A 22,513-nucleotide genomic window follows, 5' to 3' on the forward strand; every position below is an offset into this window, starting at 1 on the left:
GCCATGAGCTTTAACACAATCATCGACTGGAATACCTGTAGCGACGCACGGCAGCGCGAGCTGCTGATGCGCCCGGCGATTTCCGCCTCTGAAAGCATCTCGCGCACCGTGGCAGAGATCCTGGATAACGTCAAAGCCCGTGGCGATGACGCGCTGCGTGAATACAGCGCGAAGTTTGATAAGACGGAAGTCGGCGCATTACAGGTTACCGAGCAGGAAATCATTGATGCCAGCAATCGTCTGGGTGACGACATCAAGCAGGCAATGGCTGTTGCGGTGAAAAATATTGATACCTTCCACACCGCGCAGAAGCTGCAGACCGTAGATGTCGAAACCCTGCCCGGCGTGCGTTGCCAGCAGGTAACGCGCCCGGTTGCGTCCGTCGGCCTCTATATTCCCGGCGGCTCTGCGCCTCTTTTCTCCACCGTACTGATGCTGGCGACTCCCGCGCGGATTGCCGGGTGTCAGAAAGTGGTGCTGTGCTCGCCGCCACCGATTGCCGACGAGATCCTCTACGCGGCGAAGCTGTGCGGCGTGCAGGCGGTCTATAAAGTGGGTGGCGCGCAGGCGATTTCTGCCCTGGCGTTCGGCACGGAATCCATTCCGAAGGTCGACAAAATCTTTGGTCCGGGCAATGCGTATGTGACCGAAGCCAAGCGCCAGGTCAGCCAGCGTCTGGACGGTGCGGCCATCGATATGCCTGCCGGCCCGTCTGAGGTGCTGGTGATTGCCGACAGCGGCGCAACGCCGGATTTCGTGGCGTCCGACCTGCTTTCACAGGCGGAACACGGCCCGGACTCGCAGGTCATCCTGCTGACGCCGGACGCCAACATGGCAAAACGCGTGGGCGAAGCCGTTGAGCGTCAGCTTGCCGACCTGCCCCGCGCCGAAACGGCACGCCAGGCGTTAGCGGCCAGCCGCCTGATTGTGGCGCGCGATATGGAGCAGTGCATTGCCATTTCTAACCAGTACGGCCCGGAGCACCTGATTATTCAGACCCGCAACGCGCGCGATCTGGTCGACAGCATTACCAGCGCGGGCTCGGTGTTCCTCGGCGACTGGTCACCGGAGTCAGCGGGCGATTACGCCTCCGGCACCAACCACGTGCTGCCAACGTACGGCTACACCTCAACCTGTTCCAGCCTCGGCCTGGCGGATTTCCAGAAGCGCATGACCGTGCAGGAACTCTCCCGCGAAGGGTTTGCCTCACTGGCCTCGACCATTGAAACCCTGGCTGCCGCCGAGCGCCTGACCGCCCACAAAAATGCCGTTACGCTGCGCGTTGCAGCCCTGAAGGAGCAAGCATGAACATTGAAGAATTAGCCCGCGAAAATGTCCGTCGCCTGACGCCCTATCAGTCTGCGCGTCGTCTGGGCGGCAAAGGGGATGTCTGGCTGAATGCTAACGAATTCCCGACTGCGGTGCAGTTTGAGCTGTCGCAGCAAACGCTGAACCGCTATCCGGAGTGTCAGCCGAAAGCGGTTATCGAAAACTACGCGCAGTACGCGGGCGTGAAGCCAGAGCAGGTGCTGGTCAGCCGCGGCGCGGATGAGGGCATTGAACTGCTGATCCGCGCGTTCTGCGAGCCGGGCAAAGACGCCGTCATGTACTGCCAGCCGACCTACGGCATGTACAGCGTCAGCGCGGAAACCTTCGGCGTGGCGTGCCGCAACGTGCAGGCGCTGGAGAACTGGCAGCTGGATCTGCAGGGGATTGCCGACAATCTCGACGGCGTAAAAGTCGTGTTTGTCTGCAGCCCAAACAACCCGACCGGGCAGATTATTAACCCGCAGGATATCCGCACCCTGCTGGAGATGACGAACGGTAAAGCGCTGGTGGTGGCCGACGAAGCCTACATCGAGTTCTGCCCGCAGGCGACGCTGGCTGGCTGGCTGGAAGAGTATCCGCACCTGGTGGTGCTGCGTACGCTGTCAAAGGCTTTCGCCCTCGCGGGCCTGCGCTGCGGGTTTACGCTGGCGAATAAAGAGGTCATCGACCTGCTGCTGAAGGTGATCGCTCCGTACCCCCTCTCGACGCCGGTAGCCGATATTGCGGCACAGGCGCTGACGCCTCAGGGGATCAACGCGATGCGCGAGCGCGTGGCGCAAATCCTGGAGGAACGTCAGTATCTGGTGACTGCCCTGAAGGATATCCCGTGCGTGGAGCAGGTGTTCGACTCGGAAACCAACTACATCCTGGTACGCTTCACCGCATCGAGTGCCGTATTTAAATCTTTGTGGGATCAGGGCATTATCTTACGAGACCAGAATAAACAACCTTCCCTGAGCGGATGCCTGCGCATTACCGTCGGCACCCGCGCAGAGAGCCAGCGCGTAATTGACGCCCTGAAAGCGGAGAAAGTATGACCCAGAAGATCCTTTTTATCGATCGTGACGGCACCCTTATTTCGGAGCCACCAGCCGATTTTCAGGTCGATCGATTCGACAAGCTGGCCTTTGAACCGGACGTGATTCCGGTGCTGCTCAAGCTGCAAAAAGCCGGATACAGGCTGGTGATGATCACCAATCAGGATGGTCTGGGTACCGACAGCTTCCCGCAGGCAGACTTTGACGGCCCGCATAATTTAATGATGCAGGTGCTGACCTCTCAGGGCGTGGTATTTGATGAGGTGCTGATTTGCCCGCACATGCCGGCCGACGAGTGCGACTGCCGTAAGCCAAAGGTGAAGCTGGTAGAGCGCTACCTGGCTGAAGATGCGCTGGATAAAACCAACAGCTATGTTATCGGCGATCGCATAACCGATATTACGCTGGCGGAAAACATGGGCATCGCGGGACTGCGATACGACCGCAACAACCTGAACTGGACGATGATTGGCGAGCAGCTGACAAAACGCGACCGCTACTCGCACGTTGAACGTAACACCAAAGAGACGCAGATTGATGTGAAGGTCTGGCTGGACCGCGAAGGCGGCAGCAAGATCCATACTGGCGTAGGTTTCTTCGACCACATGCTCGACCAGATTGCCACCCACGGCGGTTTCCGCATGGAAATTACGGTAAAAGGCGATCTCTACATCGACGATCACCACACCGTGGAAGATACCGGCCTGGCGCTGGGTGAAGCACTGAAGCTTGCGCTCGGTGATAAACGCGGCATTAACCGTTTTGGCTTTGTCCTGCCGATGGACGAGTGTCTGGCGCGCTGCGCCATGGACATCTCCGGTCGCCCGCACCTGGAATATAAAGCAGACTTCAATTACCAGCGCGTGGGCGATCTGAGCACCGAAATGGTGGAGCACTTCTTCCGTTCATTGTCTTATACCATGGGCCTGACGCTGCACCTGAAGACCAAAGGTAAGAACGACCACCACCGCGTGGAGAGTCTCTTCAAAGCCTTTGGTCGTACCCTGCGCCAGGCAATTCGCGTGGAAGGTGACGCCCTGCCTTCATCGAAAGGAGTACTGTAATGAATGTGGTGATTCTGGATACCGGATGCGCCAACCTGAACTCCGTAAAATCGGCCATTGCGCGCCACGGCTACGAGCCGGTGGTGAGCCGTGACCCGGACGTGGTGCTGCGCGCCGACAAACTCTTTTTACCGGGCGTAGGTACCGCGCAGGCTGCAATGGATCAGATTCGCGAACGCGATCTGATCGATCTGATCAAGGCCTGTACCCAGCCGGTGCTGGGCATATGCCTGGGCATGCAGATCCTGGGCCGCCGCAGCGAAGAGAATAACGGCGTTGACCTGCTGGGCATTATTGACGAAGACGTGCCGAAAATGACTGACCACGGTCTGCCTCTGCCGCATATGGGCTGGAACCGCGTGTACGCCAAAGCGGGCGACAGGCTGTTTCGCGGCATCGAAGACGGCGCGTATTTTTACTTCGTGCACAGCTACGCCATGCCGGTGAACGTGAATACGATCGCCCAGTGCACTTACGGCGAGGCGTTTACGGCAGCCGTACAGAAAGACAATTTCTTCGGCGTGCAGTTTCACCCGGAGCGCTCTGGCGCCGCGGGCGCGCAGTTGCTGAAAAACTTCCTGGAGATGTGATGATTATTCCCGCGTTAGATTTAATTGACGGTACGGTTGTCCGTCTGCATCAGGGTGATTACGGGCAGCAGCGAGACTACGGAAACGATCCGCTGCCGCGTCTGCAGGATTATGCCGCCCAGGGTGCGCAGGTACTGCATCTTGTGGATTTGACTGGCGCGAAAGACCCGGCGAAACGCCAGATCCCGCTGCTTAAACAACTTGTTGCGGGTGTTGATGTGCCGGTACAGGTTGGCGGCGGCGTGCGTACGGAAGATGACGTCGCGGCGCTGCTGGACGCTGGCGTGGCCCGCGTGGTGGTAGGTTCGACCGCCGTGAAAGATCCTGAGACGGTGAAGGGCTGGTTCCGCCTCTTTGGCGCCGACGCCCTTGTACTGGCGCTGGACGTGCGTATTGACGAACAGGGCAACAAGCAGGTGGCCGTCAGCGGCTGGCAGGAAAACTCCGGCGTGACGCTGGAAGAGCTGGTTGATATCTATCTGCCCGTTGGCCTGAAGCACGTGTTATGCACTGACATCTCCCGCGACGGCACGCTGGCTGGCTCCAACGTCTCGCTTTATGAAGAGGTTTGTGCGCGTTATCCGCAGATAGCGTTCCAGTCTTCCGGCGGTATCGGTGATATAGACGACGTAGCCGCGCTGCGCGGTACCGGTGTGCAGGGTGTGATTGTGGGCCGGGCTCTGCTGGAAGGTAAATTTACTGTGACGGAGGCGATTCAATGCTGGCAAAACGGATAATCCCTTGCCTGGACGTACGTGACGGCCAGGTCGTGAAAGGCGTGCAGTTCCGCAACCACGAGATCATTGGCGACATCGTTCCGCTGGCAAAACGCTATGCTGATGAAGGCGCAGACGAGCTGGTGTTCTACGATATTACCGCGTCCAGCGATGGCCGCGTGGTCGACAAAAGCTGGGTGGAACGCGTGGCGGAAGTGATCGACATTCCGTTCTGCGTGGCGGGCGGAATTAAGTCCGCTGACGACGCCGCCAAAATTCTCTCGTTTGGCGCCGACAAGATTTCCATCAACTCCCCTGCCCTGGCCGACCCGGAGCTGATCACCCGCCTTGCCGATCGTTTTGGCGTGCAGTGTATTGTGGTTGGGATCGACACCTGGTATGACGCCGCAACGGGCAAGTATCACGTCAACCAGTACACGGGGGATGAAAGCCGCACGCGCGTGACGCAGTGGGAAACGCTCGACTGGGTGCAGGAAGTGCAAAAGCGTGGCGCTGGCGAGATTGTCCTCAACATGATGAATCAGGATGGCGTGCGTAACGGGTATGACCTCGAACAGCTGAAAAAAGTTCGTGAGGTCTGCCACGTTCCGCTGATTGCCTCCGGAGGCGCGGGCACCATGGAACATTTCCTGGAAGCCTTCCGCGATGCGAACGTGGACGGCGCGCTGGCCGCTTCCGTGTTCCACAAGCAGATTATTAATATTGGTGAGTTAAAAACGTACCTGGCCGACCAGGGCGTGGAGATCAGGGTATGTTAACAGAGCAACAACAGGCGCAGCTGGACTGGGAAAAAACGGACGGATTACTGCCGGTGGTTGTCCAGCATGCAGTCTCAGGCGAAGTGCTGATGCTGGGGTATATGAACCAGGACGCGCTGGCGAAAACGCTCGCCAGCGGCAAAGTGACCTTCTACTCCCGCACGAAACAGCGCCTGTGGACCAAAGGCGAGACCTCGGGTCATTTCCTGAATGCAGTGAGCATTACGCCAGACTGCGATAACGACACCCTGCTGGTGCTGGCAAACCCAATCGGCCCAACCTGCCATAAGGGCACAAGCAGCTGCTTCGGCGAGGCGAGCCACCAGTGGTTGTTCCTGTATCAACTGGAACAGCTGCTGGCAGAGCGTAAAACGGCTGACCCTGAAAGTTCGTATACCGCAAAGCTGTACGCCAGCGGAACCAAGCGTATTGCGCAGAAGGTAGGTGAAGAAGGCGTTGAAACCGCGCTGGCCGCGACGGTGCATGACCGCGAGGAGCTGACGAATGAAGCGTCGGACCTGATGTATCACCTGCTGGTGCTGCTGCAAGACCAGGAGCTGGATTTGACGGCGGTGATTGAAAATCTTCGCAAACGGCACAAATAAAAAAACCGGGGAATATCCCCGGTTTTTTTTACCTGCAAATCAGGCTTTTGGTTTGTAGTTGCGCAATGCGTTGCGGCCAAGCACCACGCCAGAACCAATCATTGCGCCCAGCAGCACGGCCAGAATTAGAACTATCGCTTTTTTCGGGCTGTCACGACGTACAGGGAGTTCCGGCTTCATGACATAACGGTAAACGTGGATTGTGTCCGGGTTTACGTTCAGATTCTGGATGTCCAGCAGATTTCGTTTGGTCTGATAATAGGCTCTTGGGAAAACCAACGGGAGAGAAGCTTCGTTGTCAATCATTGATTTCAGCCCCTCACTTCCCAGCAGGAACATCGTTTCCTGAGTTACTTCCTGGGTTTGCTGAAGCTGAGGCGAGGTAATTTTCGCCGCTTCTGCGTTCTTCAACGCCTCAGCAATCTGTTTGATACGCAGATCCTTTTGCTCCTGAGCGACCTTCTCCTGGTTTTTCAGAGAATCGTTCAGGGTCCTGATCTGCTCTTTGATATTGTCCTTAAGGTCAAGAGCTAGCTCTTTTGCAGTCTGCTCATCGACTTGTTGGATGTACTGCGCCAGCTGCTTTTGCGCGGCTTCTGCCGATGAACTGGTATACGATACAATTAACGGGAATGGCTGATCTTTAACCTTGGGCTCAATTGTCAGTTTTTCAGGTACAGCCTGGTTTTCGAGCGCCTGCGACAACGCCGAGAATGATGAGCTAAAACGGCCGATAGCACGCGTTTGGTTGTCATTCATTGTAGGTGCGGCGGTACCATACAGGATATTCAACGCATTAGAATAGCTGGCAATCTGAGCTGCGTCAGGTTGTGCAATAATTGCGCTAGAGGTCCACTTTTCTTTTGCAACGGATAAATATCCAATTGCCAGGGCGATACAAACAACAACAAAGACTGCTATCACCCACTTCCCACGCCACAGCTGGAACACTAAATCAAATAAATCAATTTGCTCAGGATCATTGCTTCTGCTGACCTGGCTATTGTTGTTTTGCGTCATACAATCCCTAACTGATAAAAAAAGGGCAAACATAATTAAGTTTGTATAGTTTATCGATTACTGGCGATTTTTCTATAAGAATCCGATGAGTAATATCGGAAAGATGGGTTATGTAACTAACCCCCTTCGCGCTATCATAGACGCCATGTGATGCGTTACGGCATCTAAAGAATAGGGTTTATGAGGGAAGCTATGAAATTTTTGGTCACGGGTGCCGCAGGTTTTATCGGTGCGAATGTCAGTAAACGCCTCCTTGAGGCTGGTCATCAGGTTGTCGGTATCGATAACCTCAATGAATACTACGATGTCAACCTGAAGCTGGCACGCCTGGAACTGTTAAAATCTGAGTGTTTCAACTTTCACAAGCTGGAATTAGCCGACCGGGAAGGTATGGCCACGCTTTTCGCGGCTGAGAAGTTTGATCGTGTGATTCATCTTGCCGCGCAGGCGGGTGTGCGCTACTCCCTGGAAAACCCGCACGCGTATGCTGATGCCAACCTTATTGGGCATCTTAACGTGCTGGAAGGCTGCCGCCATAACAATGTTCAGCATCTTCTGTATGCCTCGTCGAGCTCCGTATACGGTCTCAACCGCAAGATGCCTTTCTCCACTGACGACTCCGTGGATCACCCGGTCTCGCTCTATGCCGCGACTAAAAAAGCCAACGAGTTGATGTCGCACACCTATTCGCATCTTTACAACTTGCCGACCACCGGGCTGCGCTTCTTTACCGTGTATGGTCCATGGGGCCGCCCGGATATGGCGCTATTTAAATTCACCAAAGCGATGATTGAAGGCAAAAGCATTGACGTTTACAACTATGGCAAGATGAAGCGCGACTTCACTTACATCGACGACATCGCCGAAGCCATTATTCGTCTGCAGGATGTCATTCCTCAGGCCGATGCAGACTGGACCGTTGAGACCGGTTCCCCGGCGACCAGCTCCGCGCCGTATCGCGTTTACAATATTGGTAACAGCTCGCCGGTCGAACTTATGGATTACATTACCGCGTTGGAAGAAGCACTGGGTACAAAAGCAGAGAAAAACATGCTGCCTCTCCAGCCAGGGGATGTTCTGGAGACCAGTGCCGATACCCAGGCTCTTTATGAGGTGATCGGATTTAAACCGCAAACCTCGGTTAAGGATGGAGTGAAAAACTTCGTTAACTGGTACCGCGAGTTTTACAAAGTCTGAAAATAAAAAACCCGGCTTATCCGCCGGGTTTTTTATGGAGCAAGAGAATTAGTCGCTACCGAAGAGATCTCGGGTATAGACTTTGTCCGCTACGTCAGCCAGTTCTTCAGCCATGCGGTTTGAAATGATGACATCGGCTTCTTTCTTGAATGCATCCAGGTCGCGGATCACTCGAGAATTGAAGAACTGATCGTCCGGCATGGCAGGCTCATAGATGATAACCTCAACCCCTTTGGCTTTAATGCGCTTCATGATCCCCTGAATAGAAGAAGCGCGGAAATTATCGGAACCGCTCTTCATGATCAGACGATATACGCCCACCACTTTGGGTTGACGCGCGAGGATGGAGTCAGAGATGAAATCTTTACGGGTACGGTTCGCATCAACAATCGCCGAAATGAGATTATTCGGCACCGCCTGATAGTTTGCCAGCAGTTGCTTCGTGTCTTTTGGCAGGCAATAGCCACCGTAGCCAAATGACGGGTTGTTATAGTGGTTGCCAATGCGTGGGTCGAGACATACCCCTTCAATAATCTGACGGGTATTCAGGCCAAGGCTCTCTGCGTAGCTGTCCAGTTCATTGAAATAAGCTACTCGCATTGCCAGATAGGTATTCGCGAAGAGCTTGATCGCCTCAGCTTCAGTGGAGTCGGTAAACAGCACCTGAATATCTTTCTTCAGCGCCCCTTCCTGTAGCAACGCAGCAAAACGTTCAGCGCGCTCAGAACGTTCGCCAATAACGATACGCGAAGGATGCAGGTTATCGTAAAGCGCTCTCCCCTCACGCAGGAATTCCGGCGAGAAGAAGATATTATCAATACCGAATTTTTCTTTAATGGATTTGGTAAAACCGACAGGGATGGTCGATTTAATCACCATCACCGCATCAGGGTTGATCGCGATAACGTCTTTGATTACCGCTTCTACCGTTGAGGTGTTGAAATAGTTGGTTTTAGGATCGTAGTCAGTAGGCGTCGCAATGATGACGTAATCCGCATCGCGGTATGCATCTTCTTTATCTGTCGTGGCGCGGAAATTCAGCGTTTTATGGCTAAGATAGTCCTGGATCTCTTTATCCACAATCGGCGATTTTTTCTGATTGAGCATATCCACTTTGGCCTGCACGATATCCAGCGCAACCACTTCATGATTCTGGGCAATCAGAATGCCGTTAGAAAGACCGACATACCCTGTTCCGGAGATTGTTATTTTCATTCGCTAATGACTTCTGTGAGTTAACTGTACTGATGGCCACCAGACCATCGCGATAAACATAACTGTTGGGCTTTGTACCTCCTGGCAAACTGAACTGTCAAGGCAAACCAGGAGTAATGGCTACGAGCGGGCCGAGATTCAGACTACTTCGAATAACGGGCGACATTTTTTGCATAAAAAAACCCGGAGACAGGCTCCGGGTTTTGATTACAGCGAGTAAGCTAACTTATTCCATCCATTCGGTATGGAACACGCCTTCTTTATCGGTGCGTTTGTAAGTATGCGCACCAAAGTAGTCACGCTGTGCCTGAATCAGGTTAGCTGGCAGAACAGCCGCACGGTAGCTGTCGTAGTAGGCGACTGCAGCAGAGAAGGTCGGAACCGGGATACCGTTCTGGACAGCGTAGGCAACCACATCACGCAGCGCCTGCTGATATTCGTCGGCAATTTTCTTGAAGTACGGTGCCAGCAGCAGGTTGGCGATACCGGCGTTTTCAGCATAGGCATCGGTGATTTTCTGCAGGAACTGCGCACGAATGATGCAGCCCGCGCGGAAGATCTTCGCGATCTCACCGTAATTCAGATCCCAGTTGTTCTCGTCTGATGCCGCACGCAGCTGAGAGAAGCCCTGCGCGTAAGAGACGATTTTACCCAGGTACAGTGCACGACGCACTTTTTCAACGAATTCGGCTTTATCACCCGCTGGTTTAGCCTGAGGGCCAGACAGCACTTTAGATGCCGCAACGCGCTGCTCTTTCAGGGAAGAGATGTAACGCGCGAAGACGGATTCGGTGATAAGTGACAGCGGTTCGCCCAGATCCAGAGAGCTCTGGCTGGTCCATTTACCGGTGCCTTTGTTCGCTGCTTCGTCCAGAATCACATCAACCAGGTATTTACCTTCTTCATCTTTTTTCGTGAAGATATCTTTGGTGATGTCGATCAGGTAGCTGTTCAGTTCGCCTTTGTTCCACTCGGTAAAGGTTTCAGCCAGCTCTTCGTTAGAAAGGTTAAGACCGCCTTTCAGCAGGGAATAAGCTTCAGCAATCAGCTGCATGTCGCCGTATTCGATGCCGTTATGCACCATTTTTACATAGTGACCGGCACCGTCAGGACCGATATAAGTCACACACGGCTCGCCATCTTCTGCAACAGCAGCGATTTTAGTCAGAATAGGCGCAACCAGTTCGTATGCTTCTTTCTGGCCGCCAGGCATGATGGATGGGCCTTTCAGAGCGCCCTCTTCACCACCGGAAACACCGGTACCGATGAAGTTAAAGCCTTCAGCAGAAAGTTCACGATTACGACGAATGGTGTCCTGGAAGAAGGTATTACCGCCATCAATGATGATGTCACCTTTTTCGAGGTAAGGCTTCAGGGAGTCGATAGCTGCATCGGTACCTGCGCCAGCTTTCACCATTAACAGGATACGACGAGGCGTTTCCAGAGACTCAACGAACTCTTTCACCGTATAGAAAGGAACCAGTTTCTTGCCAGGGTTCTCGGCAATGACTTCTTCGGTCTTATCACGGGAGCGGTTGAAAACGGAGACGGTATAACCACGGCTTTCGATGTTCAGCGCCAGGTTGCGCCCCATCACTGCCATACCGACAACGCCGATCTGTTGCTTGGACATTACATACTCCTGTCAGGTGTGGTCACCACGGCTTATGCGCGGCTTGAAATGTGGTTGAGATGTTAACTCAGTATTAGGTGACATGAATAGCTTTTGCTGATCTATGTCACACTGATTGCACAATCCAGGTACAGTCAAGCCGCCAGATATACGCTGGCGGCAGCCCCTCACTTCCGGAGCAAAGCCAGAATTTCTTGCGTCTTCTCTTCCATCAGCGCCGTGTCAGCACGGGATTCCACGTTCAGGCGCACCACCGGCTCGGTATTGGACGAGCGCAGGTTAAAGCGCCACTGCGGGAACGCCATGCTGATGCCGTCGGTACGGTCAATTTCCAGCGCGTGGATCGCAAAGTGCTGCTCCACGCGGGCAATCGCCTCGGCCGGCTCCGCCAGCTTGCTGTTGATCTCCCCGCTCGCCGGGAACGCCGCCATACGGTCGCGTACCAGCTCGCCCAGCGTCTGTCCCTTCAGGCACAGCAGCTCGGTCACCAGCAGCCACGGGATCATCCCGCTGTCGCAGTAGGCAAAGTCACGGAAGTAGTGGTGGGCGCTCATCTCGCCGCCGTAGATGGCGTCTTCTTCGCGCATGCGCTCTTTGATGAAGGCGTGACCGGTTTTGGACATCACCGGCGTGCCGCCCGCCGCTGACACCACGTCGACGGTGTTCCAGGAAAGACGCGGGTCATGAATGATTTTCGCGCCCGGGTTTTTCTCAAGGAACGCTTCCGCCAGCAGGCCGACAATGTAGTAGCCCTCGATGAACTGCCCTTTCTCGTCGAACAGGAAGCAGCGGTCGAAGTCACCGTCAAAGGCGATGCCCATGTCCGCACCGTGCTCAATCACCGCGTTGCGGGTGTCGTCGCGGCACTCCGGCAGCAGCGGGTTAGGAATACCGTTCGGGAAGTTGCCGTCCGGGGTGTTGTGCACTTTCACGAAGGTCACCGGCACGTTCAGGGCCTTAAAGCGCGCCTCCAGGGCATCGACAACCGGGCCGGCCGCGCCGTTGCCGGAGTTAATCACCAGCTTCAGCGGCTTCAGGTTTGCCACGTTGATGTAGCCCAGCAGGTGGTCGATGTACTCTTTCTGCAGGTTGATTTTTTTGTAGCTGCCGCGCTTCGCCTCGTTCACCGGCGGGAAATCGTTGGCTTCCGCCAGGCGCTGCACGTCGCGCAGGCCGGTGTCGCCGCTAATAGGACGGGCGCCCTTGCGCACCAGCTTCATCCCGTTGTAGTCCATCGGGTTGTGGCTGGCCGTCACTTCGATACCGCCGTCCACGCCCAGGTGGAACGTGGCAAAGTAAATCTCTTCGGTTCCGGAAAGGCCGATGTCCAGCACGTCCACGCCCGCATCCTGCAGCCCTTTCGCCAGGGCCAGCTTCAGGGATTCACTGGTCAGACGCACGTCGCCGCCCAGCACGATGGTCTGCGGTTTTAAGTATTCGCCGTACGCACGGCCAATGCGCCACGCGATATCTTCATTCAGCTCTTCGCCCAGCCTGCCGCGAATATCGTAGGCTTTAAAACAAGATAATGTATTCATAGTATATAAATTAAACTCGACCATATCGATCAGCTATCCGAACGATGTCATCGTCCCCAAGGTAAGGACCAGAGCGAACCTCAATAATTTCTAGTGGAATTTTGCCCGGATTTTCAAGGCAATGTTGCGCTCCTACCGGAATATACACCGATTCATTTTCACCTAATAAGAATTGTTTATCCTCTAGAGTAACTTTCGCAGTACCAGCAACGACAACCCAATGCTCCGATCGATGGAAATGTGTTTGAAGGGAGATACCTTCACCTGGATTTACTTCAATTCTTTTAACTTCATACCGCTTACCAGCATCAATAGAATCACATCTCCCCCATGGTCTATAAACTTCTCGATGGATTCTGTATTCACTACGACCGGCCGTTTTCAACTCTTCAACAATTTTTTTAACATCCTGGACGGCATTGTGTTTAGTTACTAAGATGGCATCTTTAGTTTGGACAACAATTAAATCTTCAACGCCAAGCATAGTGACAAGTCCAGATTGTGCATGGACATAATTGTTTGAACTATTGTGAGCTATGACATCACCAATTAAAACATTTCCTCGTTCATCTTTAACACTAATGTCCCATAATGAAGACCATGATCCCACATCACTCCAACCCGCACTCATCGGTACAACAACAGCATTAGCTGTATGTTCCATCACAGCGTAGTCAATAGAAAGATCAGGGCAACGAGAAAAGATATCGTAATCAATGCGGATAAAGCATAGATCCTTGTCAGGCGATTGTATCGCTTTACTACAAGAATCATAAATATCAGGGCAGAATTTATGTAGCTCAGAGAGATATTTCCGAGCACCAAACATAAACATTCCACTGTTCCAATAATATCCGCCGTCAGATAAGAAACCTTCTGCTACTGCCCGTTCTGGTTTTTCAACGAAGGCATTAACTTTGAAGGCACCAGAAACTCCACCACTGCTAATTTCATCACCAGCCTGAATATAACCAAAACCTGTTTCTGGCGAGGAAGGCTCAATACCGAAAGTAACTAAATTACCATCTATAGCATAGGATGTGGAAATCTTAATGGCGTTAATAAAGGCAGTGTTATCTTTAATAATATGATCTGCCGCTAAAATTAATAAAAGCGCATCTTCATTATCAGCAAGATCTTTTAAACACTGAATTGCTGCTAACGCAACTGCAGGAGCAGTATTGCGACCAATGGGTTCAAGAATGATTTCGTTGAGAGCATTTATTTGCCTAAGCTGTTCAGCAACAATAAATCGATGTTCTTCATTACAAATAACTACAGGACATTCAACTTCAAGCTTACTTAGTCGTGAAATTGTTTGCTGAAGCATAGTTTGCTCACCTTCAAGCGTTAAGAACTGCTTGGGATAAGTCAAACGCGAAAGTGGCCACAGGCGCGAACCGCTGCCGCCAGCCATAATTATAGGAATAATTTTCATTAATTATCTCTCAAGAAATCTTTAACCCAGTAATCAACAGAATACTTATTATACAACTCTGCCGTTAATGCTTTATAGTTTTTTTGCAGGAAGTTTTGAATTTGATTTTTTGTAACCGAACCATCAATTACAAGTATATTGTCTTCGTTATAAAAATCATAATGACAGATATTCTTATTAGTTGTGATTAGTTTGCGCTTAGCGCCCAATGTTTCTATAGAGCGCATGGTAAGTCCTTGTTGTAACGGGTGAGATATGTCAAGAATACATCTGGAATTAATAACTACCGAAACAACATCTTTTTTACTCAGAGAACTAAATGAAACATCTTTAAGCGAAACTCTTTTAATTTCACGAGTTATATATTTCTTAAATAAGAAAACGATGTAACTCGGGCAATAGAAAAACACATAACACCTAAAGCCACTACATATTTTTTTTACTTGTTCGTATCTCGATGAATGCACAGTCCCTATAAAAGATATATCGAACTGTGGACTTTCACTCAACTCATCAATCTTATAGACATTTGAATAGAAGAGCGGTTTAAGTTTAATGTTATATAATTCAGCATCATCTGAATCAAAAGTATAAAACGCATCGGAACAGGGTATTAAATCTAGTGCCTGTGGTTTATTTTTAAAAGAATCCCACATATAAACAACTATATTACTGCATTTTTCTCTAAATTTTTTTAGTATTTCAGGCGTAATACATTCAGGGCTAATGATGATCAGAGAGTCCACTGGCTCGGTCAATGTATTAAAAATTTTCAGATAATAACTTTCGATCTTTTTTTTCAAAATGTCGTTGTAACCAAGCCTTATAAGTGCACGAATAAATATATTCGTGGATGGACGTTCATCATGCAGCTCAACATCATAGCCTTGGTTTTCAATTGCTTTCTTTATCTCAATATCATATGAGAAAAATTTTGGGCAGAAAACTAAAGCTTTTTTAGACTCAAACACGAACCCACTCTCCTGATTCTTTATTATATATTTTGATTATTTTTGCAGGAACCCCAGCTATTACGCAATAATCAGGAAAAGTTCCTCGCACTACGGAATTCGCACCAACAATGCACTGTTCACCAAGAATTGTACCAGCCTGAATTGCAACACCCATACCTATGAAACAATTTTTGCCAATGATAGTTTCGCTATATTTGTGGCTCTGCCGTGGAATTGGCACGCCAATTTCTTCATAATTATGATCAATAGAAGTTATATATACATTAGCAGTAATTAATGTTCCCTGCTTGATAACTAATTTAGTCCCAGAAGTGATATGAACATTTTGAGCTAATGAAACATCATCTTCTATAATTATTTCACCATCGCCATGAGTTTCTAACCGACACCCAGGGAAAATACGAACATGTTTTCCAATGGAAACGCGGTTCAGGCCTTTAAAAAAAACTGGAAAGGCAATAAACGTAGGGAATCTAATTTTTTTTAAAAAGAGAGATAAAAATAATGCTGAGAATAACCATTTTATTTTGAAAAACATTTCATCCCCTAAGCTTGACAATTATCAAACGTCTTAAATACTTAATTTTAAAGAAAATATACAAGAGAGCATAAACTAAAAAAGATATATCTCCACGTTTACGAGCCTTGTGTAACATATAACAGGCTCCTTTCTCCATTAACTTCAAGTTCGCTGATAAGCCAGAGTCACCAAAATTATGCTTTCCAGAGCCTGTTAAAACCGTAGATTCAGGGTGGTAATAAAAATTACCTCCACTGGCGCAAATTCGGACCCATAAATCTGCGTCTTCGCTATGTGTCATGTTAGTGTCGTATAGACCACAATCCATTATCACATCTTTGCGTACCAGTGCTGTAGACGTTTGCGGAAAAACTTTAATGAGTAGATCTATTAAACGTGCTTTATACAATGAAGTAATCTTTTTACCATATAAAGAAAGAACTTCTTTGTTGCGAGCGGAACCTATAAAAACGGGTTCAATGCAAGATTCAGTAAGATATTTATATTGTATTTCAAGTTTATTACTAATCCAAACATCATCAGCATCAAGGAAACCAATCCAGTCATGACGCGATTTCTTTATTCCATAATTTCTGGCCCTGGAAACGCCACCATTTTCAGTCGTATATATTGAAATATTTTTCACTCGATGAGCCAAAACATATTCATTCAACACCTGTAGTGTATTATCCACAGAACCATCATTAACAACGATAATTTCAATATTAAAATCGTCAGCAGGTTTTTTTTGTTCAACTACTGACTTGACTGCATTAACAATTGTTTTTGCGCCATTGTATACAGGTATAACTACTGATAAATTCATTTAAAAATATCCTGCCAATACTCTGTTATCTTTTCGTCATTCCATTGCTGTGCTGATTTATAAGCACCAGTACTTAAGCTATCCTGCAACTCGTCTGAATTTATCAATTCAATTAATTTATTTTTGAATAAATCTCGATTACCATCTTCTATTAAAAATCCGTTTTCATCATTGATAATATCCATTGGTCCTGAAGGACAATTAAAACTAATAGCGGGCAGACCAAAAGAAATAGCCTCAAGCAACACCATTCCAAAGCCTTCACTACGTGAAGTCAAAACAAAAATTGAAGAGTTATAATATAAATCTGATACATCCCGGACAGCACAACTTAACTTAACATTATCTTCAAGTTTATTGTTGGTGATAAATTTCTCGATATCTGGTTTTAATTCACCATCACCCACTATATGGAGCAACCAACCTTTTGGTAGTTGGTGTATACACTCTCTCCAGATGTCTAGTAAAAGTAAGTGCTGTTTATCGGGTGTTAGTCTTCCCACACATAAAACAGTTCTAACATCATCAGCATGCATTCTATATTTTAGATTAGGTTTATAGTGAGGCGTATACCGCACCGGAAAACCCATTTCCTTATAAAAGGCAAAATCACTTTTAGTTGGTAAACAGTACGCATGACAATGTTTATACGTAACTTTTCGAATGAATCTATATATTTTATTATAATTATTACGTGCCCCATGTTCACTTATAATTATTTTTCTCGAGTTAACGCCTGCAAGGAGTAGTATTAAATGGACCAAAGGGTGAGTTACATAGACATAGTCGTAGACGTTGGTCGAAAAAAATCTTTTTAGATTAAATATCGTTATCCAAAAATTAGTGCCGACTTGTATTAAACGCCTCCATCTATGATTCATATCAAGATTGAGTTTTTGATTTAAGGTGTGCCGACCAACATTTTTATCGACATGGTAAAAATAATCTTTATTGTCAAAAGTAAGTACATCACACTCATATAGTTCCGAGAGTTTATTAACGAGTGTTGAAATTACTCTTTCAATACCACCAGCAGGAGACATTGATGGTATTATAAATAAAATACTCTTCATTATATCCTTCGAAAGCTCAGATTATTAAATAACAAAATTATGCGCCAGAGTACTACAGTCTGAAAGGCAATAGATATTTCCCATACATCAAATGACAAAAAAGATAAATACATAATGAGGAAAAAAGCAACTATCCTGTAACGTCTATTGAAAACAGGAATTAGCAAGTAAATGCTGACAAGCACTAATGATATTATTATAACGTTAAATATAAAACTAGTTATATCTCCTTTCATGAGAAAGGCTAAAAAACCAGGCATCCCCATAAATATACTGTATCCAGCATCTTGCCCCACGATTGCCAGGTTGAATATATTTGATGGGGAGGTTGTATCAAAGAGTGTTATCCCAAGCAACCTTTCGAGCATTATTCCCAGACTAAAGAAGTCAGAAACTGATTGACTAAAGTAATTATTGTGCAAAATTTCAATCAAAGAGGATGTTGTCGATATCCGACCAATCGCAAGAGACAGTATTTCATTAGAATCGAAAGCCACTCCACGCATTTCATTCCTAAGCGTATATACATAGCTTATTAAGTCAAGTAATGGACCTATAAAAATGAGTGGGAGTAAAAATAAAAAGTTCAGTGTGATTTTATTTATTTTGTTGTTAACAATGTAATACGCACCAATACATAAAATACTAATGAATATTCCCTGCAAGGAATGTTGCATGTAAGAAAAGAAGATCACAATCAATACACTTACTAAAAACTTTCGGTGTGATATTGCAGAGAAAGTGAGTAATGGTAGTATCGCTAAAGGGTTTAACTTACTTGCAATTTTTATCATTAAACCGGAAAACCCAGATTGCGCAACCTGCCCAATCTGGTTTGCACCAAAGAGTAAAGTAATGATACCCGTTAGCAATAACAATCTAAAAAATATAACATCGAGGCGTTTATTTTCACAATCATATATATATACATGCCCAGAAATTTTCACCATGTAATATATAAAAAGCAATGGCAGTATGTAAAAAAGGAAAATACTGGATGCTTCAGTGAAATCCAAGTTATAGGAATAACTTCTAAAATCACCTAACAGATATCCAGTATTATAAATAAAATATAGTGACACGATAATTGGTGCAATATATACATACACCATATACTTAGAAATTTTATTCATTCCGCATAATCTCTGCGATTCTTACTTTATAATTTTCAAATTTAAAATCTTCACGAACTATACTTAATACCTCTTCGAATTTATCAAGTAGTTCTCTATTTTGTGCAATTTCCAAGACTGCATCAGCCATTTCCCTTACAGATTCACAAAGGAAACCAAACTGTCCATATCTTTCAAAATAATGAGCCAGCTGTTTATTGCGCATAGCTATTACAGGCATATTAAAGGCAATACAATCAGCAAAAACACCGCTTGATACCAGGTCATATGCCGTGTCAGAAATTGTAGACTGACCAGAAAAAATAAGTGCGACATCTATTTTCTGAACATTACTATAAAATTCATTTTTACTTATCAGCGACTCTTTAAGATATCCTTTGCATAAGTGCTCAACATTTGTACATTTATCATAAATAAACCCTCCATCACTCACCCCTACGGTCATCAACCTGATACAGGTCATATCCATCGAACTTAGATAATTCGCAAGCTCATAAATCTTGTCGCTACCTTTATTTCCACTTTGGATGCCAAAGCTCCCAAAGTTTATATCCTTTCTGCTTTTTAGCAATTTTTTATGCGTGGATATAGGATGTTGCACATAATAAAATGTTCTGTTTTTGAAAAACTGCGACAAACTTTCATGTATTGATGAACTAATACAAATGAATTTTACATCACCAAATCTAAAGCCCAACGAAATAAAGAAGCGTCCTAATTTCTGACCAAAACCAGATGGGGTTTTTAAATAACCAAGCTCTCCGTGCATAAAAAGAAAAATTTTTGGCCTTATAATTAGGCTCAATGCACTTAATAAGGCGTACTGAAGAGGTGTTGCAGACAGAACAAAGACTGAACTTAATGTTTTAGGTAACTTTAATAAAATGACAGCCAGATGCAATGTTGAATATAGCCAGAGGTATAATTTTGTCCTCAAGATATTAATTTTATTAACTTTAACATCCGAGTTTAATTCGGATATTAGTGTTGCATCATCTGATAACCAAATAGTTGCTTTATTCTCTTCACTAATTGCTTTAATTGTTAAAGAATTAAAAACATAATGCTCTTCTTTCTTTCTGAGCAAATCAATTATTGCGACTTCAGCTCTTGACATTTCTTAGATCCTGATAAACAGTTAGCGGCCATTTCCAGTTATTATAGAGTGACTGTACAAACAATTGAGATAATATCACCCCTAACAACCCTGCCTTTAAGTAATAAGTGGCCACAAAAGAAAGAAAAATAATTGACACCCCCGTTATTATCATGCTTTTAACAAATGGAATCTGGTTTTTTGTTGTTAGATATGAAGTGCATAATGAGTAATTCATTTCTAGTAAACTGCAGATCAAATATAACACTAGCATTTCTGTTGGCAAAAAATGTGTTTGCTGCGTTATATATTTTAGAAGAAAATCACCAAGAAAAACCAAGGAAAAAGCAGAAGCCATATAAATAGCATTAGCTGTCAATAGCGATTTTTTAAATAACCGCTTAACAGATGAATATTTCTGTAATGCCTGTTCAGAAGTCATACGTGGTAAATTAAGACCAAACAACATAGAGGCGACAATCACAATAACCATCGTTACTTGTACCGTCAATCCATAAGCGGCTGCAGCTTTCAAACCAATGAAGCTTGATACTATAAGGATACTACCCCTTACACACAGGAAGTTACCTAATTGAACTATTCCCATGTCTTTAGCACTTTGCCAGACAATTGTTTTTAACTCTTTTGCTGCTTGAAGAGGGATATAATTTTTAATAATGTAATGATCATTGTTGTAGACACACTTGGTTATAATCCATCTATCGATGATTACAGCAATGACAGATCCTATTGCGAGGGATATTAATCCTTGACCACTTACTAACATGGGGATACTAACAGCCAGAAGGACAGACTTCGTTAACACTATAACTTTATTTAAAACAGTTTGATCCCCCCTTCCTTTCAAAATTGAATTATAATATCCAAAATACAATTGAACACATATACTTATACCATAAAGAGTCCAACAACTCATCACATAGAAAAAATCTAGAGTTGTGTGCAAACTATACAAATATATATTCCCAAGTATCACGATCCCTACAAACGCAAGAGTAGTTATTTTAAAATAAATTTCCCTCGCCGCTATTATTAAATCATTCAGAAGCTCTTTATTTATCTCTTCATCTTTGCATTCTGGTGTTTTATTATAAGATATATCCTTGGCCCCAGAATATACATAAGATATAAACCTAGAAACTGTAGGTAACAGACCAAATTCTAAAAGCTGTACCAGTCCTGCAAGAGCAACAAAAACATACCATAACCCTATTTCTTCTTGCCCCAAATATCTAAGAATAAAGGGCAATAGTAGTAAACTGGATGCAATGCTCAAGAATTGAGAGAGGTATCCCCATAATACATCCTTTTTTCTAACTACATGTTTCATGATTTAATTTGTAATTCACTTTTGAATAATTGAATCATGTCTGACAAATCAGACAGAACAGATCGAGGTTTGTATTCAGGAATCAATTTTTTTAGTAATGAAATATCTGTAATAGGGAATACCTCTTTTGTCGCATTATTTTCATGCCAATTCACAACGCAATTTGTATTTTGAATAAGCACGCTAGCGATCTGTTCTGATGATATATTAATTCCTGAGGCAATGTTAATTATTTCCCCTTCAGCTTCTTTTTTATTACTCAGCTTTATGACACTTTCCGCTACATCAGTAACTGAGACATAATCTTTTTCATAGTTTTTATCAACGTACATATCGATGCGTCCGTTGATTATTGCATTACGTGTTATAGAAGGCAAAAACAAGGGACTTTTTAGTGCTACCCCATAAACATTACTTGGGCGCACAATAGTAAATGGCTTACCACTTTTAAAGCATAATTCTTCCGCGACTAATTTTGTTAGATTAAAGAGACGGCGATTATCATCCTGCCTGATTATCAGATCGCTTGTTTCAGAGCTTTCATCCCCATTCATATATAATCTCGTGGAAGAAACATATATTAAGCGGTCAAAGTCAGCATTCTGGAGAAGTTCAGAGAGTAATAAGCAATTAGCAGTCAAGACATCAAATGGTTTTAGTTGGCAATCGCCATTGCCTGCGCAATAAATCAAGGTGCCAAGTTTTTTTGAAAAAATATTTGGATCGTTCCGTTCAGGAATCCACACATCTTTGTGCAAAAAATGTAGATGTCTTACTATTTCACTTCCAATGAAGCCATTCCCGCCAACTACTGTATAAATACTCATTTACTTTCCAAATTTCAATTGCTTACGAACGTCTTCCAATGAAGGAAGCTCCTTATCTTTTAAAGACAAATTTGGCTCAGAAATCGGCCAATTGATATTTATAGAATTATCATTCCAAATAATTCCTCCTTCATCCGTAGGATCATAAAAATCCGTACATTTATACTGAAAATCAGCAATGTCACTCAAAACGCAAAATCCATGGGCAAACCCAGGTGGGATATAAAACTGGAGCCTATTATCACCAGAAAGAATAATCGATTCATACTGCCCAAAAGTTGGGGAGTCTTCACGTAGATCTACCGCTACATCGAAAACTGTACCAGCGGTGACTGTTACCAATTTACCTTGCGGTTTTCTTTTTTGAAAATGTAAACCACGGAGCACATTACCTGTGGAACGGGAGCGATTGTCCTGAACAAAACTCTCTTTAATTCCAGCGTTTTTATAGCGTTGCTCGTGATATGTCTCATAAAAAAAACCACGTTCATCACCAAACACTTTTGGTTCAATTATTAAAAGACCATCTAATTTAGTTTTTATGATATTCAT

Annotated in this window: 22 protein-coding genes; 8 read left to right on the forward strand and 14 right to left on the reverse strand. The window is 46.2% G+C overall.

The annotated features are described in order from the left end of the window. Positions 1–3: 3 nt before the first annotated feature. From hisD to hisIE, 7 genes are read left to right on the forward strand one after another with little or no spacing between them, the layout of a single operon-like run. Positions 4–1,308 carry a histidinol dehydrogenase gene (hisD, locus tag KGP22_RS14135; protein WP_149367480.1) on the forward strand — a complete coding sequence of 435 codons (1,305 nt, stop codon included), beginning with the start codon at positions 4–6 and terminating at the stop codon, positions 1,306–1,308. Then, positions 1,305–2,366 (forward strand): histidinol-phosphate transaminase, encoded by a 1,062-nt coding sequence (gene hisC, locus KGP22_RS14140; protein ID WP_149367479.1) that lies wholly within the window; start codon positions 1,305–1,307, stop codon positions 2,364–2,366. Before hisD ends, hisC begins: the two co-directional genes overlap by 4 nt. Then, positions 2,363–3,430: a bifunctional histidinol-phosphatase/imidazoleglycerol-phosphate dehydratase HisB gene (gene hisB / locus KGP22_RS14145; protein WP_127731588.1), complete on the forward strand. Its 1,068-nt coding sequence runs from the start codon at positions 2,363–2,365 to the stop codon at positions 3,428–3,430. The genes hisC and hisB overlap by 4 nt, the downstream gene beginning before the upstream one ends. Beyond that, a complete protein-coding gene (gene hisH / locus KGP22_RS14150; protein ID WP_127731590.1) occupies positions 3,430–4,020 on the forward strand; it encodes an imidazole glycerol phosphate synthase subunit HisH in 591 nt (196 codons plus the stop codon). Before hisB ends, hisH begins: the two co-directional genes overlap by 1 nt. Continuing rightward, on the forward strand, positions 4,020–4,757 hold the full coding sequence (gene hisA / locus KGP22_RS14155) for a 1-(5-phosphoribosyl)-5-[(5-phosphoribosylamino)methylideneamino]imidazole-4-carboxamide isomerase (RefSeq protein WP_149367478.1): 738 nt from the start codon (positions 4,020–4,022) through the stop codon (positions 4,755–4,757). The genes hisH and hisA overlap by 1 nt, the downstream gene beginning before the upstream one ends. Next, entirely contained in the window at positions 4,739–5,515 is a 777-nt protein-coding gene (hisF, locus tag KGP22_RS14160; RefSeq protein WP_111966136.1) for an imidazole glycerol phosphate synthase subunit HisF, read from the forward strand. Before hisA ends, hisF begins: the two co-directional genes overlap by 19 nt. Next, positions 5,509–6,120 carry a bifunctional phosphoribosyl-AMP cyclohydrolase/phosphoribosyl-ATP diphosphatase HisIE gene (gene hisIE / locus KGP22_RS14165; protein ID WP_111966135.1) on the forward strand — a complete coding sequence of 204 codons (612 nt, stop codon included), beginning with the start codon at positions 5,509–5,511 and terminating at the stop codon, positions 6,118–6,120. The genes hisF and hisIE overlap by 7 nt, the downstream gene beginning before the upstream one ends. A 39-nt stretch (positions 6,121–6,159) precedes the next feature. Here the strand turns inward: hisIE and wzzB are convergent, their stop codons facing one another. After that, entirely contained in the window at positions 6,160–7,140 is a 981-nt protein-coding gene (gene wzzB / locus KGP22_RS14170; protein WP_149367477.1) for an LPS O-antigen chain length determinant protein WzzB, read from the reverse strand. Positions 7,141–7,332: 192 nt separating this feature from the next. Between wzzB and KGP22_RS14175 the strand changes: the two genes are divergently transcribed. Further along, positions 7,333–8,337, forward strand: a complete 1,005-nt coding sequence (locus tag KGP22_RS14175) for an NAD-dependent epimerase (RefSeq protein ID WP_149367476.1) — start codon at positions 7,333–7,335, stop codon at positions 8,335–8,337. A 48-nt stretch (positions 8,338–8,385) separates the two neighbouring features. Here the strand turns inward: KGP22_RS14175 and ugd are convergent, their stop codons facing one another. The 13 genes from ugd to rfbC form a co-directional block, all read right to left on the reverse strand. Further along, complete coding sequence (gene ugd, locus KGP22_RS14180; RefSeq protein ID WP_111966133.1) at positions 8,386–9,552, reverse strand: UDP-glucose 6-dehydrogenase; 1,167 nt, start codon at positions 9,550–9,552, stop codon at positions 8,386–8,388. A 226-nt stretch (positions 9,553–9,778) separates the two neighbouring features. Then, on the reverse strand, positions 9,779–11,185 hold the full coding sequence (gene gndA, locus KGP22_RS14185) for an NADP-dependent phosphogluconate dehydrogenase (RefSeq protein ID WP_028013772.1): 1,407 nt from the start codon (positions 11,183–11,185) through the stop codon (positions 9,779–9,781). Between the two features lie 167 nt (positions 11,186–11,352). Next, positions 11,353–12,723: a colanic acid biosynthesis phosphomannomutase CpsG gene (gene cpsG, locus KGP22_RS14190; RefSeq protein WP_223579635.1), complete on the reverse strand. Its 1,371-nt coding sequence runs from the start codon at positions 12,721–12,723 to the stop codon at positions 11,353–11,355. 10 nt (positions 12,724–12,733) lie between these two features. Further along, positions 12,734–14,161: a mannose-1-phosphate guanylyltransferase/mannose-6-phosphate isomerase gene (locus KGP22_RS14195; protein ID WP_136196087.1), complete on the reverse strand. Its 1,428-nt coding sequence runs from the start codon at positions 14,159–14,161 to the stop codon at positions 12,734–12,736. After that, the gene (locus tag KGP22_RS14200; RefSeq protein WP_149367534.1) at positions 14,161–15,132 is read right to left on the reverse strand and encodes a lipopolysaccharide biosynthesis protein; all 972 of its coding nucleotides are present in this window, start codon (positions 15,130–15,132) and stop codon (positions 14,161–14,163) included. Before KGP22_RS14200 ends, KGP22_RS14195 begins: the two co-directional genes overlap by 1 nt. Further along, positions 15,125–15,673 (reverse strand): DapH/DapD/GlmU-related protein, encoded by a 549-nt coding sequence (locus KGP22_RS14205; RefSeq protein ID WP_115875781.1) that lies wholly within the window; start codon positions 15,671–15,673, stop codon positions 15,125–15,127. The genes KGP22_RS14200 and KGP22_RS14205 overlap by 8 nt, the downstream gene beginning before the upstream one ends. Position 15,674: 1 nt before the next feature. Continuing rightward, on the reverse strand, positions 15,675–16,481 hold the full coding sequence (locus tag KGP22_RS14210) for a glycosyltransferase family A protein (RefSeq protein ID WP_136196085.1): 807 nt from the start codon (positions 16,479–16,481) through the stop codon (positions 15,675–15,677). Next, positions 16,478–17,554: a glycosyltransferase family 4 protein gene (locus KGP22_RS14215; protein ID WP_115875783.1), complete on the reverse strand. Its 1,077-nt coding sequence runs from the start codon at positions 17,552–17,554 to the stop codon at positions 16,478–16,480. Before KGP22_RS14215 ends, KGP22_RS14210 begins: the two co-directional genes overlap by 4 nt. Next, positions 17,554–18,687, reverse strand: coding sequence for an oligosaccharide repeat unit polymerase (wzy, locus tag KGP22_RS14220; protein WP_127731604.1), 1,134 nt, complete (start codon positions 18,685–18,687; stop codon positions 17,554–17,556). The genes KGP22_RS14215 and wzy overlap by 1 nt, the downstream gene beginning before the upstream one ends. Next, positions 18,680–19,804 (reverse strand): glycosyltransferase, encoded by a 1,125-nt coding sequence (locus KGP22_RS14225; RefSeq protein WP_149367532.1) that lies wholly within the window; start codon positions 19,802–19,804, stop codon positions 18,680–18,682. The genes wzy and KGP22_RS14225 overlap by 8 nt, the downstream gene beginning before the upstream one ends. Next, positions 19,791–21,134: an O-unit flippase-like protein gene (wzx, locus tag KGP22_RS14230; protein ID WP_115875786.1), complete on the reverse strand. Its 1,344-nt coding sequence runs from the start codon at positions 21,132–21,134 to the stop codon at positions 19,791–19,793. The genes KGP22_RS14225 and wzx overlap by 14 nt, the downstream gene beginning before the upstream one ends. Further along, positions 21,131–21,961, reverse strand: a complete 831-nt coding sequence (locus KGP22_RS14235; protein WP_136196081.1) for an SDR family oxidoreductase — start codon at positions 21,959–21,961, stop codon at positions 21,131–21,133. The genes wzx and KGP22_RS14235 overlap by 4 nt, the downstream gene beginning before the upstream one ends. Beyond that, positions 21,962–22,513, reverse strand: coding sequence for a dTDP-4-dehydrorhamnose 3,5-epimerase (rfbC, locus tag KGP22_RS14240; protein ID WP_087822992.1), 552 nt, complete (start codon positions 22,511–22,513; stop codon positions 21,962–21,964).

It is taken from the genome of Enterobacter sp. JBIWA005, assembly GCF_019968805.1.
GTDB classification, from domain to species: Bacteria; Pseudomonadota; Gammaproteobacteria; order Enterobacterales; family Enterobacteriaceae; genus Enterobacter; species Enterobacter vonholyi.